This is a genomic window from Kitasatospora viridis, from assembly GCF_007829815.1.
Classification (GTDB): domain Bacteria; phylum Actinomycetota; class Actinomycetes; order Streptomycetales; family Streptomycetaceae; genus Kitasatospora; species Kitasatospora viridis.
Map to the genome: position 1 here is coordinate 279,955 of NZ_VIWT01000001.1, position 15,579 is coordinate 295,533.

14 protein-coding genes and 1 pseudogene are annotated in these 15,579 nt (G+C 74.1%); 6 read left to right on the plus strand and 9 right to left on the minus strand.

The window, feature by feature from the left end:
• Positions 1–10 precede the first annotated feature (10 nt).
• The 4 genes from FHX73_RS01295 to FHX73_RS01310 all read left to right on the plus strand — a co-directional run bounded on the left by FHX73_RS01295 (position 11) and on the right by FHX73_RS01310 (position 3,791).
• Positions 11–1,222 carry an XdhC family protein gene (locus tag FHX73_RS01295; RefSeq protein ID WP_145902839.1) on the plus strand — a complete coding sequence of 404 codons (1,212 nt, stop codon included), beginning with the start codon at positions 11–13 and terminating at the stop codon, positions 1,220–1,222.
• A gap of 237 nt (positions 1,223–1,459) precedes the next feature.
• Positions 1,460–2,176: an RNA polymerase sigma factor gene (locus FHX73_RS01300; protein ID WP_425461356.1), complete on the plus strand. Its 717-nt coding sequence runs from the start codon at positions 1,460–1,462 to the stop codon at positions 2,174–2,176.
• Positions 2,173–3,162: a hypothetical protein gene (locus tag FHX73_RS01305; protein ID WP_145902841.1), complete on the plus strand. Its 990-nt coding sequence runs from the start codon at positions 2,173–2,175 to the stop codon at positions 3,160–3,162. Before FHX73_RS01300 ends, FHX73_RS01305 begins: the two co-directional genes overlap by 4 nt.
• A 335-nt stretch (positions 3,163–3,497) precedes the next feature.
• The gene (locus FHX73_RS01310) at positions 3,498–3,791 is read left to right on the plus strand and encodes a hypothetical protein (RefSeq protein ID WP_145902842.1); all 294 of its coding nucleotides are present in this window, start codon (positions 3,498–3,500) and stop codon (positions 3,789–3,791) included.
• Between the two features lie 19 nt (positions 3,792–3,810).
• Here FHX73_RS01310 and FHX73_RS01315 read toward each other — a convergent pair whose 3' ends face one another.
• The 4 genes from FHX73_RS01315 to FHX73_RS01330 are packed head-to-tail and all read right to left on the minus strand — an operon-like array spanning position 3,811 to position 8,428.
• Complete coding sequence (locus FHX73_RS01315) at positions 3,811–5,538, minus strand: SDR family oxidoreductase (protein WP_145902843.1); 1,728 nt, start codon at positions 5,536–5,538, stop codon at positions 3,811–3,813.
• Positions 5,535–6,371, minus strand: coding sequence for a M24 family metallopeptidase (locus FHX73_RS01320; RefSeq protein ID WP_145902844.1), 837 nt, complete (start codon positions 6,369–6,371; stop codon positions 5,535–5,537). Before FHX73_RS01320 ends, FHX73_RS01315 begins: the two co-directional genes overlap by 4 nt.
• 3 nt (positions 6,372–6,374) lie before the next feature.
• Positions 6,375–7,502 (minus strand): PDR/VanB family oxidoreductase, encoded by a 1,128-nt coding sequence (locus tag FHX73_RS01325; protein ID WP_246213289.1) that lies wholly within the window; start codon positions 7,500–7,502, stop codon positions 6,375–6,377.
• 35 nt (positions 7,503–7,537) lie between these two features.
• Entirely contained in the window at positions 7,538–8,428 is an 891-nt protein-coding gene (locus tag FHX73_RS01330; RefSeq protein ID WP_145902846.1) for a metal-dependent hydrolase, read from the minus strand.
• 210 nt (positions 8,429–8,638) lie between these two features.
• Between FHX73_RS01330 and FHX73_RS01335 the strand changes: the two genes are divergently transcribed.
• On the plus strand, positions 8,639–9,073 hold the full coding sequence (locus tag FHX73_RS01335; RefSeq protein ID WP_170304803.1) for a CBS domain-containing protein: 435 nt from the start codon (positions 8,639–8,641) through the stop codon (positions 9,071–9,073).
• A gap of 69 nt (positions 9,074–9,142) precedes the next feature.
• Here the strand turns inward: FHX73_RS01335 and FHX73_RS01340 are convergent, their stop codons facing one another.
• A complete protein-coding gene (locus FHX73_RS01340; protein WP_145902847.1) occupies positions 9,143–9,601 on the minus strand; it encodes a nuclear transport factor 2 family protein in 459 nt (152 codons plus the stop codon).
• 108 nt (positions 9,602–9,709) lie between these two features.
• Between FHX73_RS01340 and FHX73_RS01345 the strand changes: the two genes are divergently transcribed.
• Positions 9,710–10,294 (plus strand): TetR/AcrR family transcriptional regulator, encoded by a 585-nt coding sequence (locus FHX73_RS01345; protein WP_145902848.1) that lies wholly within the window; start codon positions 9,710–9,712, stop codon positions 10,292–10,294.
• Positions 10,295–10,301: 7 nt separating this feature from the next.
• On the opposite strand, the gene FHX73_RS01350 is transcribed toward FHX73_RS01345, so the two are convergent.
• The 4 genes and pseudogenes from FHX73_RS01350 to allB form a co-directional block, all read right to left on the minus strand.
• Positions 10,302–11,081, minus strand: a complete 780-nt coding sequence (locus FHX73_RS01350; RefSeq protein WP_145902849.1) for an IclR family transcriptional regulator — start codon at positions 11,079–11,081, stop codon at positions 10,302–10,304.
• A gap of 323 nt (positions 11,082–11,404) precedes the next feature.
• Positions 11,405–12,865, minus strand: a complete 1,461-nt coding sequence (locus FHX73_RS01355) for a catalase (RefSeq protein WP_145902850.1) — start codon at positions 12,863–12,865, stop codon at positions 11,405–11,407.
• Positions 12,866–13,135: 270 nt separating this feature from the next.
• A pseudogene (gene alc / locus FHX73_RS01360) lies at positions 13,136–14,188 on the minus strand (allantoicase); the annotation flags it as partial.
• A gap of 28 nt (positions 14,189–14,216) precedes the next feature.
• Positions 14,217–15,569, minus strand: a complete 1,353-nt coding sequence (allB, locus tag FHX73_RS01365; RefSeq protein ID WP_145902852.1) for an allantoinase AllB — start codon at positions 15,567–15,569, stop codon at positions 14,217–14,219.
• Positions 15,570–15,579: the final 10 nt, after the last annotated feature.

Below are 15,579 nucleotides of genomic sequence, written 5' to 3' on the forward strand. Positions count from 1 at the left end.
GCCAACGACCATGCAGGACATCGCCGAGCAGTTGCAGGGCTGGCACGCCGCCGGGCGGGCCTTCGCCGTGGCCACGGTGGTAGCGGTCTCGGGCAGCGCGCCGCGCGACCCGGGCGCCGCGCTCGCGGTGGACGCGGACGGCGAGGCGGTCGGCAGCGTCTCCGGCGGGTGCGTGGAGGGCGCGGTCTACGAGCTGTGCCAGGAGGCGATCGCCAGTGGCGAGCCGGTGCTGCAGCGGTTCGGCTACAGCGACGAGGACGCCTTCGCGGTCGGCCTGACCTGCGGCGGGATCATCGACGTGTTCGTGCAGCCGGTGCTGCCGGGCACCGACGCGGGGATGGACGCCGGGGTCGCGTACATCGCCTCCGGCACCCCGGTGGCGCTGGTCCGGGTGATCGACGGGCCGGCCGGGCTGGTCGGCGCCACCGTCGCGGTGACCGCGGACGCCCACCACGGGACCCTCTCGCCGGGTGGTCCCACGCTGACCGCCGGGCTGGAGCGGTCCGCGGTGGCCGAGGCGCGGGCGATGCTGGACGCCGGGCGGACCGGCAAGCTCGTGCTGGCGCTGGACGGCCGGCCGTGCACCCCGGCCCTGCAGGCGGACCCCGACGCGGGGACCGCCGACGGCACCGTGACCTTCTTCGTCGAGTCCTACGTGCCCAAGCCGCGGATGCTGGTCTTCGGCGCGATCGACTTCGCCGCCGCGGTGGTGCGGATCGGCAAGTTCCTGGGCTACCGCGTGACGGTCTGCGACGCCCGGCCGGTCTTCGCCACCGAGCGGCGGTTCCCGGAGGCCGACGAGGTCGTGGTGGACTGGCCGCACCGCTACCTCGACGCACAGCTCGACCGCATCGACGGCCGCACCGTGCTCTGCGTGCTCACCCACGACGCCAAGTTCGACATCCCGCTGCTGGAGCGGGCGTTGCGGCTGCCGGTCGGCTTCGTCGGCGCGATGGGCTCGCGGCGCACCCACCTGGACCGCAACGCCCGGCTGCGCGAGGTCGGCCTGAGCGAGGCGGAGATCGCCCGGCTGCGCTCGCCGATCGGCCTGGACCTCGGCGCCCGCACCCCGGAGGAGACGGCGGTCGCCGTGGCCGCCGAGATCGTCGCCTCCCGCCGCGGCGGCGGCTGCCTGCCGCTGTCCGCCGGCGCCGGTCCGATCCACCACGACCTGGACCGCCCGGGCGCGAAGGGCGGCACGAGCGGGATACGGGTCGCGTAGCTCCGCTTGCCACCACCGTCCGCCCTCCTGGTCCACCCGGACCGGGAGGGCGGACGCATTGTCGGGCTGGTTGCCCGGCCGGTAACCTGAAGGGCTTTCAGCGGGCTCACAGCTCGTTGCCAGCATCCTCGGAGCCTGACGCACCGTCAGCCCGGTTCCTGAGTGCCCGCCAGGGAACGGGTCGTTCGGGGGCGCCCGATGGTCGTTGGCGGCGGCTGGATGACGGATGATGTGGCCGTGCAAAACGCAGATCAGTTCGGGTTCGCCGATGCCGCCGACCCACCACCGAACGTGCCGGACGATCCCCTGGGCCGGGCGGTGCGGGCGGCGCAGGAGGGGGACGAGGAGGCGTTCCGCGAGGTCTTCCGCACCGTTCAACCGCTGCTTCTGCGCTATCTGCGGGTACTCGTGGGAGGCGACGGCGCCGATGCCGAGGACGTCGCCTCCGAGGCCTGGTTGCAGATCGCCCGCGACCTGGGCGGGTTCGCGGGCGACGGCGACGGCTTCCGCGGCTGGGCCGCGACCATCGCCCGGCACCGCGCGCTGGACCACCTGCGGGCCCGCCGGCGGCGGCCGACCGCCGACTTCCCGGTCGAGGAGCTGATCGAGCTGCCGGCCGGCGACGACACCGAGGGCAGCGTGCTGGCCACCCTCGGCACCCAGGAGGCGCTGGCGCTGATCGCCGGCCTGCCCCGGGACCAGGCCGAGGCGGTGCTGCTGCGGGTGGTGCTGCAACTGGACGCGGAGAGCGCGGCCCGGGTGCTCGGCAAGCGGGCCGGCACCGTCCGGATGGCCGCCCACCGGGGCCTGCGCCGCCTCGCCAAACTGCTGGAGTCCCCCACCGCGCTGCCCGCTCCGCGGGTGGGCACCGCCCGCCGGCCGGGCCGGTCCAGAAATACCCCCGCCGAAGGTGTGACACCGCAGGGCGCCCCGACGCTGAAGGACTTGAGATGAGCACCAACCGATCCCGTCGGATCGACCGCGACACCGCCGAGCGGCTGCTGGGTGGCGACGCCGTCGATGCGCCGGGCGGTGCCGGCGCCCTCTCCCGCCTGCTCGAAGCGGCCGCCGCCCCGGCGACCGGGCCCGAGCTGACCGGTGAGGAGGAGGCCGTCACCGCGTTCCGGGAGGCGGCCCGACTCGCGCCGACCCGTCCGACCGTGCCCGCCCAGAGGAGCCGCCCGATGGCAGCCTGCACCCCGCGACCGCGCGTTCCCGCGCGGTTCCTGGGTGCCCGCGCCGCGGTGGCCGCGCTGGCGGTGACCGCGCTCGGCGGGGTCGCGGTGGCGGCCGGCGGCGGGCTGCCGGCCCTGATCGGCGGCGGCGACGGCAACCAGAACCTGCCCTCGCAGAACGCCGCGGTCTCCACCCCGGTCCCGTCCGGCGGCGGCCGGCACGCGGACGCGCCGACCGCACCGCCGGGCCGCCCGATCGGCGGCCGCCAGCTGCCCGGCGGCTCGACGGCCTCGCCGCAGTCGGGCGCCGCGTCCGCCGACACCCCCCCCGGCCAGGACCCCGGCTCCGTGTCCGGCGCCGCCGCGGCGGCGATGCCGGGCCTGTGCGCCCTCTGGTCGAAGGGCCAGCAGGGTTCCCCGGATCCCCGGTTCGAGCCGCTGACGCGCGCGGCGGGCGGCTCGGACCGGGTCCGGGCGTTCTGCGACGCGCTCGGCCACGACCCGGACACCGCCGCCCCGGGCGACCCCGGCGGCTCCGCAGACTCCGGCGGTGCGGGCGGTGCGGGCGACGACCGCCCGGGCGACCATCCGAGCAACCCCGCCCCCGGGCACGGCCGCTCCCCCGCCCCGACCGCCGGCCTGCCGCACCCCTCGGCCACCCCGCAGCCGCCGACCCGCACCCCGGGCGCCGGCAGCACCCGCTCCCGCCCCGCCGACGGCAGCGGCGGCGGCGCGGGCGGCGACGGGGGAGGCAACGCGCAGTAGCGACAACCAGGACTTCCGGCCCGCAGCGGCTTCCCCGGGCACGCGCGGGCCGGAACGGCGTCAGCGGGACGTGCATGGCCCCGCTGCCGCCCGCCGGTCCGGCAGGGTCCCCCGGCCCCGCCGAGGCGCGGCACACGTCTGGGTCCGGCCCGGTTGGGGTCGGCCGGACCGGACCCGGACGGCCGATCCGCTGACCCCGCGTCAGCACCTCGCCGGTCCTTGCCAGCACCACCCGCGAGCGAGAGGGTGGAGGCAAGGACCCGCTCCGGTCCACCGCCGCGGGTCGTGGACGACCGGTGCGGCCGGTTCGCGCCGGGGATCGAGGGGCAGTCGCCATGCGGACCCTGATGCAGGTCGAACTGGACACCGAGCTGGCCAACAAGCTGGTCAGCACCGGCGCGATCCGACAGACGATGGACGAGCTGATGGAGCTCCTCAAGCCGGAGGCGGCCTACTTCTACGCCGCCGACGGCCGACGCGCGATGACCCTGGTGGTCGACCTCGCGAAGGAGAGCGACCTGGTCACCTACTGCGAGCCGTTCTGGAACGCCCTGCACGCCGAGGTCCGGGTCTACCCGTGCATGAACGCCGACGAGGTGATGGCCGGGGTCGGCGGGCTGCCCGCCTGACCCCGGCCCCGCACCACGCTCAGCCCACCCCGAGCCGGGCCAGCCGGCGCAGCAGCCCCGGCCAGGCCCGGCCGACCAGCCGCGCCGCCTTGGCCTCCACCGTCACCGGCACCAGCGGCTTGCCGCTGCGCACCGCGGCCAGGATCTCCTCGGCCACCTTCTCCGGCGGGAAGTTGCGGCGGGCGTAGAGCTTGCTGAACTTCGCCTGCTGGGCGGCCTGCTGCTGCTCGGTCAGCCCGGAGAAGGTGGAGCTGCGGGTGATGTTGGTGTTGACGATGCCGGGGCAGATCGCGCTCACCCCGATGCCCGCGCCGGCCAGTTCGGCCCCCAGGCACTCGGAGAGCATGAGCACGGCCGCCTTGCTGGTCGCGTAGGCGGCCAGCGCCTTGGACGGCAGGTAGGCCGCCGCCGAGGCCAGGTTGACGATGTGTCCGCCCTGCCCGCGCTCGGCCATCAGGCTGCCGAAGGCCTTGCAGCCGTGGATGACGCCCCACAGGTTGACGTCCAGGACCCGCTGCCACTCCTTCTCGGTGGTCTGCAGGAAGGTGCCGGAGTGGCCGATCCCGGCGTTGTTGACCAGCACGTCGGGCACCCCGTGGGCGGCCGCGACGGTCTGCGCGAAGGCGGTCACCGCCGGGCCGTCGCTGACGTCCACCCGGTAGGCGTGCCCGGTGCCGCCGAGCAGGCCGACCAGGTCGGCGGTGCGCTCGGCGGCGGCCAGGTCGAGGTCGCAGACCACCACGGTGGCCCGCTCCCGCTCGGCGAAGGCCAGCGCGGTGGCCCGCCCGATGCCGCTGCCGGCGCCGGTGACCACCACCAGCGGCCCGGTCGGCGCGGCCGGCGCACCGGCCTCCACCCGGGCGGTGAACTCGCGCACCATCCCGGCCACGGCCGGTGCCCGCTGCAGCAGCGCCGACCAGTGGGTGGCGTTCAGCTGACGCCTGGTCAGGTCCGGCACCCAGCGCTCCAGGCCCTCGGAGAGGAAGGCGTTGACGTAGCGGTCCCGGCGCAGCGTGATCAGCTGCACCGGCACCTCGGTGGGCCGCTCGCGCGGGTGGCGCAGGGTGGGCCGCATGTTGGCCCGGTAGAGCTCGATGCCGCGCACCGCGTCCTTCTTCAGGCTGGCCTGCGGGTGGCCGGGGCGCGGTTCGACGTGCTCCAGGTCGCGCAGCACCCGGGGCCAGGCCCGGGCCAGCCCGAGCCGCCAGGCCGCGGGGGCCAGCACGGGCAGGTGGAAGGCGGTGATGTACCAGGAGTGCGCGCCCTGCACCAGCAGCTGCTTGAGGTGGCGCGGGGTGGGGCGGCGCAGCCGGTGCCGGATCCAGTGGCCCATGTGGTCCAGGCAGGGCCCGGACATCGTGGTGTAGGAGGCGATCCGGCGTTCGGCGCCGGGCTCGGTGACGGCCTCCCAGGACTGCAGCGAGCCCCAGTCGTGCGCCACCACGTGCACCGGGCGGTCGGGGCTGACCGCGTCGGCGACGGCGAACAGGTCGGCGGCGAGCTGGGCCAGCCGGTAGCCCTCGCGGCTGTCGGGGACGCCGGACTGGCCGGCGCCGCGCACGTCGTAGCGGACCACGTGGTGGTCGGCGGCGAGCTCGGCGGCCACCTCGTCCCAGACCCGGTGGGTGTCGGGGTAGCCGTGCACCAGCAGCAGGGTGGGTGCGGTCGGGTCGCCCTGCTCGAAGACGGCCAGGTCCACTCCGCCGGAGTGGACGAAACGGCGTCGCGGTTCGTCGCTCTGGTTCATCCGGCAACAGCCTCCGTGGTGGTGGTCCAGCGCCGCACGTGCGGCAGGTCGTCGTCCAGCCAGTAGGCATCGTCCTCGGTGACCACCAGCAGTTCCTCGAACTTGATGCCGGTGTCCCGGAAGCCGATGTGCGGCTCGACCGCCCACAGGCCCGGGGTGGGCGCGTGCCGCGAGGAACGGCCGTCGGCCCACAGCGGGGAGCGGCCGTGCAGGCGCTCGGTGATCAGCTCGCGGCCCAGGGTCTGCAGGGTGCGCAGGCCGAAGCCGAAGAGGTTGACGCCGGCCGGGGCCCGGCTGGTGTTCCGGGTCACCTGGTGGCCGATCACCCGGCCCGGGTAGACCTGGTGGCGGTTGTCGTAGCCGTGCGCGGCGATCTGGGCGTCCACGGCCGCGTAGATCTCGTTCAGCGGCTTGCGGGCCTTCACCTCGCGCAGGATCAGGTCCCGGTAGACCTTCAGGTCCTGGGCCAGCCGGTCCCAGACCTGGTTCTCGCCGACCTTGCCGCCGTAGCCGATGTCGGCGGTGTAGCCGTCCACCACCGGCGCGCAGTCCAGCACGAAGGGCATGCCCTCCTGGAGCACCCGGCCGCCGGCGAAGAACTGCAGCGGGGTGTGGAAGTGGCGGAAGGCGGTGCGGTCGCCGAACCAGGCGAACGGCACGTGGAAGAAGTCGGTCACCCCGGCGCCCACCAGGCTGCGGCGCAGCCGGGCGGTGGCCTGACGCTCCGTCACCCCCGGCTCGATCCAGGCGGCGACCTGCTCGGCGCAGCGGTAGGCGAGCTGCTGGACCTCGCGGAAGGTCTCCAGGTCGCGGTCACTGTAGGCGAAAGCCATCGGTCAGACCTCCACGGTCAGGGTCTCGCCCTCGGCGGCCCGGGAGACGCAGGGCAGCAGCGCGCCGGCGGCCCGCTCCTCGGCGGTCAGCCGGCGGTCCCGGTGCTCGGGCGTGCCGGCCACCAGCCGCACCTCGCAGGTGCCGCAGAACCCCTGGTGGCAGGAGTACGGCACGCCGGGGCGGGCCTCGCGCAGCACGTCCAGGGCGGAGCGGTCGGCGGGCACGGGCAGTTCCTCGCCGGTGTCGGCGAGCTTGAGGGTGAACGGCCGGCCGTCCCGCACGGGGGCGGCGCCGAACCGCTCGAAGTGCAGTGCGCCGGAGGCGTCGAGCGCCTGCTGCACGGCGGCCAGCATGGGGGCCGGGCCGCAGCAGTAGACGGCGGCGCCGGGCGCGGCGGGCGCGAGCAGCTGCGCGCCGGTCGGCACGCCCTCGGTGAGCAGGGTGATCCGGGCCGGGTCGAGGGCCCGCAGCTCCTCGGTGAACGGCAGGCTCTGCGGGCTGCGGCCGGCGTGCACCAGGTGCCAGTCCAGGCCGCGCCGGGCGGCCTCCCGGGCCATCGGCAGCAGCGGGGTGATCCCGATGCCGCCGGCCACCAGCAGCACCGCGGGCTCGGCGCAGAAGACGAAGCCGTTGCGCGGCCGACGGACCGTCAGCCGCACGCCCGGGTGCAGCTCCTCGTGCACCTCGACCGAACCGCCGCCCCCGCCGGCGATCCGGCGCACCGCGATCCGGTAGGAGTGCCGGTCGGCCGGGTCGCCGCAGAGCGAGTAGTGCCGCTCGCGCCCGGAGGGCAGGGTGAGCCGCAGGTGGGCGCCGGGCTGCCAGGCGGGCAGCGCGCCGCCGGCCGGTTCGGCGAGCCGGAGTTCGACCACGTCCTCGGCGATCTCCCGGTGTCCGGTGACGGCCAGCACCAGCGGGGCGCGGCCCCGGCTGGGCGGGCGGCGCGGGCTGCGGCGCAGTGCCGGGGCGCCCAGTGCGGTGGTGTGCAGGTCGCCGAACCGGGTGAGGAAGCGCATGAATCGGTCGGCCTGCGGGCGGCCGTAGAGGTCCGGGGGCAGGTCCGTGAGGTCGTGCCGCCAGGTGCGGCCGAAGGCGGGGGTGGACGCGGGTTCGGTGGCCGGTGAGGGCAAGGAGGGCTCCGGGGCGGGGTGTTCGGCGGGCATCGTCAGTGCGCGGCCGCGGCGGCGCGGGCGGCGGGCGAGGCCGCCAGGTAGGCGAGCGCCTGTCCGCTGGAGCCCTCCTGGGTGGGGTGGTAGCCGGGGCGCAGGTAGCGCAGGCCGGAGCGGACCGACTGGACCGGGTCGGGCAGCAGGCCGCGCTGCGAGATCTCCCAGGCCTGCCGCCAGCTGGGCTTGAGGCTGCCGCGCAGTTCGGGGTCGGCGGCGAGCAGGAAGCGCAGGCCGCGCACCCACAGGTGCACCAGCAGGGGGCCGCCGATCAGCATGCCGCGGACCCGGCGGCCGTAGCCGGGGTCGAGGTGCACCAGCAGGTCGTAGGCGACGCTGCGGTGCTCGACCTCCTCGGCGCCGTGCCAGCGCAGCAGGTCGAGCATGGTGGCGTCGGCCCCGGCCCGGTCCAGGCCGGGCGAGTTGAGCGCCCAGTTGCCGAGGAAGGCGGTGAAGTGCTCGATCGCGGCGACGAAGGCGACCCGCTCGATCACGTTCTCCCGGCGCTTGCGCGGGCCGAGCCGGGGCTTCTCGCCGAGCACCTTCTGGAACATCCAGGCGATCTGCCGCACGTAGGGGCGGGGGTCCAGGCCCTGGCCGACCAGGTGGTCGAGCACCTCCTGGTGGGCCTCGGCGTGGATCGCCTCCTGGCCGATGAAGCCGAGCACCTCCTCGCGCAGCTGCTCGTCGGTGATCAGCGGCAACGCGTCCTTGAAGACCTTGGTGAACCAGCGCTCGCCCTCGGGCAGCAGCAGGTGCAGCACGTTGATGGTGTGGGTGGCGACGGGCTCGTCGGGGATCCAGTGGAGCGGCAGGCGGCTCCAGTCGAACTTCACGTCGCGGGGTTCCAGCACGAGGTCGGTGTGCACCTCGGGGGTGGTTGCGGACATGGGGGCGCTCCTGACCTGCGATCAGCTCTGCGGTGGGTGGCGGCAGAGCCTCAAACTACTGGCGGGTACCCCGGTGGACAAGGGGTTCGGCGAAGCTTATCGACAAGACGTCTAATAACACCTGCGAACGGTCCAACTCCGCTCGCCGCCCCGGCCGCGGCCACCTAGCGTGAGCCTGCCGGTACCGTCCGGCATCGAGAGGAGAGAGTCGTGATCACAGCCCGTGACATCATGCACGCCGACGCCCAGTGCATCGAGGCCGACAAGACCCTGCGTCAGGCCGCGGAGATGATGCGCGCCAAGGGAGTCGGCGCCCTGCCGATCTGCGGACCGGACAAGAAGCTCAAGGGCATCATCACCGACCGTGACATCGTGCTGGAGTGTCTGGGGGCCGGCAAGGACCCCGACACCATGCGTGCCATGGACCTGGCCGGCCACCTGCACTGCGTGCACGCGGAGGACGAGATGGACGTGGTGCTGAAGAAGATGGAGCAGCACCAGATCCGCCGGATGCCGGTGATCGACAACGGCAAGCTGGTCGGCATCATCACCGAGAAGGACCTGGCGATGGGCCACAAGATGGCCAAGGGCGTGACGGACAAGCAGATCATCGAGTTCATGGACAGCATGTTCGCCAAGCACTGACGCGCCGTCCGCACGCACGCGGGCCGGGACCCTCCGCCTCGGAGGTCCCGGCCCGCAGCGCGTCACGCGCTACTTCGCGGCGAGCGCCTCGAACAGCTCCGTCAGCCGGTTGCCGCCGACCGCGAAGCCGAGGTGGTCGTGGAAGTCCCGGGTCGACACGATCAGGCCGTCGCGCACCCGCAGCACCTGGATGTTGGCGACCTCGAAGGTCCGCCCGGTCCCCCGGTGGTGCACCTCGTAGTCGAACTCGGCGACCACCACCTCCGGGTCGTCGGTCTCCCGGACCACCACGTTCTTGGTCGCCAGCTCGATCGGGCGCTCCTTCTCGGCCTGCGCGAACCGCTCGCGCAGCACCTCCCGCCCGACGATGCGGCGCGGACCGACCGGCTCGAAGACGATCTCCACCACGGCGTCCTCGGCGTAGAGGTCGGCCAGCGGCGCCAGCTCCCCACTGGCGATCCCCGCGATCAGCCGCTCGAAGACCTCGCGCGGCGTAGCGCCCTTGGACATGATGAACTCTGCGGACATGATCAACCCCCAGGCGACACGGTCGCTAGAATCGGACCAGCGACTCCGTTTCGAACGATACGGACTGAGCACTCCGGTTGTCCAGGGTGAGCGAGAGGGCGGAGCAGGATGAACGAGGGGCGGACCCGCCCACTGCGGGCGGACGCGGCCCGCAACCGGGCCCGGCTGCTGGACGTCGCGGCCGAGGTGTTCACCGAGCGGGGCCTCGGCGTGACCACCGAGGAGATCGCCCGGGCGGCGGGGGTCGGGGTGGGCACCCTGTTCCGGCACTTCCCGACCAAGGAGGCGCTGCTCCAGGCCGTGCTGGTGCGCCGGATGGAGCGGCTGGTCGCGGACGGCACCGAGCTGGCCGAACGGGAGCAGCCCGCCGAGGCCTTCTTCGCCGCGTTCCGGCTGGTCGTCGACCGGTCGGCCGGCAAGGAGGAGTTCGCCCGGGCGCTGGCCAGCGCCGGGATCGACGTGCACGCCGGCCTCGGCGAACTCTCGGGCGCGGTCCGCGAGCTGCTGGAGCGCCTGCTGACCGGCGCTCAGCGGGCGGGCGCGGTGCGCCCGGAGCTCGGCGTGCCGGAGCTGATCGCGCTGCTGGTCGGCACCAACGCCTCGATGGAGCAGCTCGGACCCGACCCGGCGGCCCATGAGCGGATCTTCCAGGTGGTCTTCGCCGGCCTGCGGCCGGCCCCGGCCGACCGCTGAGGCCCCGTCAGACCGCCATCGCGAGCATCAGCGGGGCGGCCCGCTCGGAGAGCAGCTCGGCGGCGGCGCGCAGCCGGTGCGCGCTGCCGATCGGCAGCGACATGGCCAGGCAGCCCACCGTGTTGCCCGCCGTCACCGGCACCGCGGCGCAGACCGTGCCGAGCGCGTACTCCTGGAGGTCCAGCACCGGCACGGTGGCCGGCTGGCGCTCCAGGCGGTGCAGCAACTGGTCGCTGTCGGTGATGGTGCGCGAGGTGAGCCGGGCGATCGGGTGGCGGGAGAGGTGGTCGAGCCGGCCGTCGTGGTCCAGCTGGCTCAGCAGGCACTTGCCGATCGCGCTGGCGTGCGCGGTGGCCTTGAAGTCGACCCACTCGTGCACCGCGGGCGCGTGCTCGGCCTCGGCCACCGCCTCCACCCGCAGCTCGCCGTCGTGGTAGCGGCTGAAGTAGACGGCGGCGCCCAGCTCGTCGCGCAGCTCGGTGAGCTTGTGCTGGAGGCGGATCCGGATCATCTGCTCGCGGTTGGCCTGGCCGAGCATGGCCAGGGTGCCGCCGAGCACCCAGGCGCCGTCGATCGGCTGGAGGTAGCCCTCCTCGCAGAGCAGGGCGGCCAGTTGGTGCACCGCGGCCTCGGGCAGCGCCGTCTCCCGGGCCAGGTCGCGCGGGGTCGCGCCGTACGGGTGGCGGTCGACGGCCTCCAGCAGGCGCAGCGCGCCGCGCAGCGTGGGCTGCGCCCCGCCGAACCCCTGGTCCAGCGTGATCTGACGACCCGGGCCGTGTGCCGGCATGGTCCTCCCCTTCCGCCGCGCTCGGACGAACCCCTGCGGCTCCGTCAGCGCCGGAGACCAACCTCCAGCCTATCCACCGACGAACCGTCAGGTCCGCCGCACCGCCGAGATTCCCGCAGGTGACGGCTAATGGCCGAATGGCATATGCCAGACGCTCGTGAAGCGACGCGCTCTTGACACGGCACGGTGCGACGGTACCCGGAGCACCCGGTCCTCCGGTACCCGGAACGCCGGGTCCGCCGGTGCCCGGGAACGGCCGACGGACCCCTCCCCCACTGTCCGAGGGGGAGGGGTCCTGAGGGTGCGTCAGCTGGTCCGGTGGGTCAGCCCTCGTCGCCGGCGCGCAGCACCGCCACGGCGGCGGCCAGGCGGCTGCCGTACTCCTCGTCGGCGGCGCGGAAGTGCGCCAGGTTCTTCTCGACGACGTCGTCGCGGGTGACCTGGGCCAGGAAGCCGGCCAGGTTGGCGATCAGGCGGTCCTTCTCGCCGTCCGACATCAGCCGGTAGAGCTCGCCGGCCTGGAAGAAGTCGTCGTCCTTGGTGTGCTTCGGCGTGGTGTAGGTGCCGGTGTGGCCGTTCAGCGCGACCGGGGCGGCCAGCGCGTTGTCGCTCTGGCGCGGGCCGTCGTACGAGTTGGGCTCGTAGTTCTTGCCGCGGCCCGACTTGTTGACGGCCGAGAAGCCGTCGCGGCCGTAGTTGTTCGCCTCGGTGGCCTTCGGCGCGTTCACCGCGAGCAGGGTGTGGTTCACGCCGAGCCGGTAGCGCTGCGCGTCGGCGTAGGCGAACAGGCGGCCCTGCAGCATCTTGTCCGGGGACGGGCCGATGCCGGGCACGAAGTTGTTCGGCGAGAAGGCGGCCTGCTCGACCTCGGCGAAGACGTTCTCCGGGTTCTTGTTGAGCACCAGGCGGCCGACCTTGACCAGCGGGTAGTCGGCGTGCGGCCAGACCTTGGTCAGGTCGAACGGGTTGAAGCGGTAGTCGGCGGCCGCGGCCACCGGCATCAGCTGCACGTAGAGGGTCCAGGACGGGAAGACCCCGCGCTCGATCGCCTGGTGCAGGTCGCGCTGGTGGCTGTCGGCGTCCCCGCCGACCACCTCGGCGGCCTGGCCGCCGTCCAGCGAGCGGACGCCCTGGTTGGTCTTGAAGTGGTACTTGACCCAGAACGCCTCGCCGGCCGAGTTGACCCACTGGTAGGTGTGCGAGCCGTAGCCGTTCATGTGGCGGTAGGAGGCCGGGATGCCGCGGTCGCCGAAGAGCCAGGTGATCTGGTGGGTGGCCTCGGGGGCGTGCGCCCAGAAGTCCCAGACGTTGTCGGCCTCGGTGATGCCGGTGAACGGGTCGCGCTTCTGCGAGTGGATGAAGTCGGGGAACTTCAGCGGGTCCTTGATGAAGAAGACCGGGGTGTTGTTGCCGACCAGGTCGTAGTTGCCCTCGCCGGTGTAGAACTTCAGCGCGAAGCCGCGCGGGTCGCGCACCGCGTCGCTGGCGCCCAGGTTGCCGGCCACGGTGGAGAAGCGCAGGAAGACCTCGGTGCGCTTGCCCACCTCGGCGAGGAAGTCGGCCTTGGTGTACTGGGAGACCTCGTCGGTCACCTCGAAGTAGCCGTAGGCGCCGGAGCCGCGGGCGTGCACCACGCGCTCCGGGATGCGCTCGCGGTTGAACCGGGCCAGCTTCTCCAGCAGCTGCTGGTCCTGGATGAGCAGCGGGCCGTACTCGCCGGCCGACGCCGAGTTCTGGTTGTCGGCGATCGGGGCGCCGGACTCGGTGGTCAGGATCTTGGACATGATGGTCCTTCGGATGAGAGGCGGTGCGTGGAGAAGGGATCGGATTCCGACGGGGCGTCAGATGCCGAGCAGGCGCCAGAGCGCGGCGGCGCGGCGGGCGGTCTCGGCGCCGTCCGGGCCGTCGGCGGGCTGCAGGGCGGCCAGCGCGGTGCGCGCCCCGGCGGGGTCGGCGAGCGGGCGGGCCGCGGCCAGCGCGGCGGCCTCGTCACCGGTCAGCCCGGCGCCGGCCAGGGCCTCGGCGGCCTCGGCGGCGGGCAGCGCGTCGAACCAGCGCAGTGCCAGGGCCGCGCGGCCGGACTCGGTGAGCCGGCCGGTCAGCCGCAGCCGGGCCAGGCCGCCGTCGGGGTAGACGTTGATCCGCACGTGCGTGACGGGACGGCCCGCATCGACCCGGAGCCGGTGCCGGGTGTCCGGCTGCAGCCGGGTCCGCGGCAGGATCTCGAACCAGCCGTCGGGGTCGGCGGCCGGGTCGCCACCGGCCGACGCGTCGTATCCCACCAGGTCGGCCCAGCCGGGGGCGTTGGCGACGAAGTGGGTGGTGTCCACCTCGACGGCCAGGACCTCGCCGCCCCCGGCCAGGGCGATCTGTACCCAGTCGTTGGCCTTGTCGCGCCGACGCCGGGTCTCCCAGCCCTCGCCCATGACGGAGGCGCGACCGGGAGCGTTCAGGTTGTGCGGGGAGGAGAAGTAGCGGTCCGAGGCGGCCTCGGCGACCCCGCCGTACTCCTGGGCGGCCAGGTCGAAGGTCAGGCCGTCCAGGTCGCGCGGGTCGGGCAGCACCTCGCCGTGCACCCGCAGCCGGGCCACCCCGCCGTCCGGCCAGATGTTCAGCCGCACGTGGGTGTAGCGGGTCGGGTCGGTGACCGCGAACTCGTGCGCGGTGTCGCCCTTGAGCGCGGTGCGCGGCACGATGTCGGTCCACTCGGCGGCCTCGACCTCGGCGACCGACGGGCTGCCGGGTATCGAGGCGGCCTGCACCGCGCCGGACTCGGGGTAGTTGCCGGTGAAGTGCGCGGTGTCCACGATCACCCCGTGGATCCGGCCGGCCGAGCCGAGCCGCACCACCGCCCAGTCGTGGTCCTCGTCGGTGGGGTGCGGCTGCTCGGCGCTGATCCCGCGCCGGCGCTTGGACTCCCAGCCGTCCATGATCTGGCCCTTGTGGCCGAAGGTGTGCGGCCGGAACTCGGCGGGCTTGGCGACCAGCAGGTTCTCCGCGTCCGCGAAGGTGTCCTCGTTGGTGGCCACCACGCCGGCGCCGAGCAGCCGGGAGGCGAGGTTGACCAGCTCGGTGAAGGGAGCGGCCGGGGTCTGACTGTCACTCATGTCGTCGCTCCTCAGCGGAGAAGAAGGATCAGCGGGTGCGGGAGAGCTGCGCGCCGAACGGCTCGCCGTCCACGTCCACCACCCGGCCGCGCAGCCAGGTGGTGCGCACCGCGCCGGTCAGCATGCGGCCCGCGTAGGGGGTGACCGGGTTGCGGTGGTGCAGGCCGCCCGGGTCGACGGTGAACTCGGCGTCCGGGTCGAAGGCCACCAGGTCGGCGTCGCAGCCGACCGCGATGGCGCCCTTGGTGCCGGTCAGCCCGACCAGTTCGGCCGGGCCCTGGGACATCCAGCGGACCACGTCGGCCAGCGCGTGGCCGCGCCGCCGGGCCTCGGTCCAGATCGCCGGCAGGCCGAGCTGGAGCGAGGCGATGCCGCCCCAGGCCTTGGCGAAGTCGCCGCTGCCGCCGTCGCGCCGGAGCAGCTTCAGGTCCGGGGTGGAGGGCGAGTGGTCGGAGACGATGGCGGCGAACTCCCCGGCGGCCAGGGCCGCCCAGAGCTTGTCGCGGTTGGACTCGTCGCGGATCGGCGGGCAGCACTTGAAGGCGGTGTCGCCGTCCGGCACCTCCTCCGCGGCCAGCGTCAGGTAGTGCGGGCAGGTCTCGGCGGTCACCTGGACGCCGTCGGCCCGGGCCTGGGCCAGCAGCGGCAGCACCGCGGCGGAGGAGACGTGCAGGATGTGCACCCGGGCGCCGGTGCGGCGGGCGGTGTCGAGCAGGTGCGCCACGGCGGCGTACTCGGCGTCGTCCGGGCGGGAGTTGAGGAAGTCGCGGTAGTGGGCGCCGGGCACCTGCGGGGCCGCCTCCAGCACCTTGGGGTCCTCGGCGTGGATGATCGCCAGCGCGCCGAGCCGGGCCTGCTCGGCCAGCGCGGCCTCCAGGTCGGCGGCCTCGACGTGCGGGAACTCGTCCACCCCGGAGGGGGCGAGGAAGCTCTTGAAGCCGAACACGCCCTCGCGGTGCAGGCCTTCCAGGTCGCCGGTGTTGCCGGGGATCGCGCCGCCCCAGAAGCCCAGGTCCACCCAGGCCTGGCCCTGCGCCACCGCACGCTTGGTGGCCAGGTTGGCCACCGTGGTGGTGGGCGGTATCGAGTTGAGCGGCATGTCGATGATCGTGGTGACGCCGCCGGCGGCGGCGGCCCGGGTGCCGGTGGCGAAGCCCTCCCACTCGGTCCGGCCGGGCTCGTTGACGTGCACGTGGGTGTCGACCAGGCCGGGCAGCAGGGCGGTGTCGCCGAGGTCGGTGACCAGTGCGTCGCCGGCGGGCAGCGAGCCGTGCGCGGCGATCAGCTCGATCCGCCCGTCCCGGACCAGGACGTCGGCGGGGCGTTCGCCGTCCGGGAGGACGACCCGGCGGGAGCGGATCACCGCGTGCGACTGCTGCATCAAGGGCCTC

What these genes read in the sequence shown, in the direction of transcription:
- FHX73_RS01295 (WP_145902839.1), top strand. Translation starts at nt 11, where the DNA reads ATGCAGGACATCGCCGAGCAGTTGCAGGGCTGGCACGCCGCCGGGCGG.
- FHX73_RS01305 (WP_145902841.1), top strand. Translation starts at nt 2,173, where the DNA reads ATGAGCACCAACCGATCCCGTCGGATCGACCGCGACACCGCCGAGCGG.
- allB (WP_145902852.1), bottom strand. Translation starts at nt 15,569, where the DNA reads ATGCAGCAGTCGCACGCGGTGATCCGCTCCCGCCGGGTCGTCCTCCCG.
- FHX73_RS01340 (WP_145902847.1), bottom strand. Translation starts at nt 9,601, where the DNA reads ATGTCCGCAGAGTTCATCATGTCCAAGGGCGCTACGCCGCGCGAGGTC.
- FHX73_RS01350 (WP_145902849.1), bottom strand. Translation starts at nt 11,081, where the DNA reads ATGCCGGCACACGGCCCGGGTCGTCAGATCACGCTGGACCAGGGGTTC.
- FHX73_RS01355 (WP_145902850.1), bottom strand. Translation starts at nt 12,865, where the DNA reads ATGTCCAAGATCCTGACCACCGAGTCCGGCGCCCCGATCGCCGACAAC.
- FHX73_RS01310 (WP_145902842.1), top strand. Translation starts at nt 3,498, where the DNA reads ATGCGGACCCTGATGCAGGTCGAACTGGACACCGAGCTGGCCAACAAG.
- FHX73_RS01320 (WP_145902844.1), bottom strand. Translation starts at nt 6,371, where the DNA reads ATGGCTTTCGCCTACAGTGACCGCGACCTGGAGACCTTCCGCGAGGTC.
- FHX73_RS01345 (WP_145902848.1), top strand. Translation starts at nt 9,710, where the DNA reads ATGAACGAGGGGCGGACCCGCCCACTGCGGGCGGACGCGGCCCGCAAC.
- FHX73_RS01315 (WP_145902843.1), bottom strand. Translation starts at nt 5,538, where the DNA reads ATGAACCAGAGCGACGAACCGCGACGCCGTTTCGTCCACTCCGGCGGA.
- FHX73_RS01330 (WP_145902846.1), bottom strand. Translation starts at nt 8,428, where the DNA reads ATGTCCGCAACCACCCCCGAGGTGCACACCGACCTCGTGCTGGAACCC.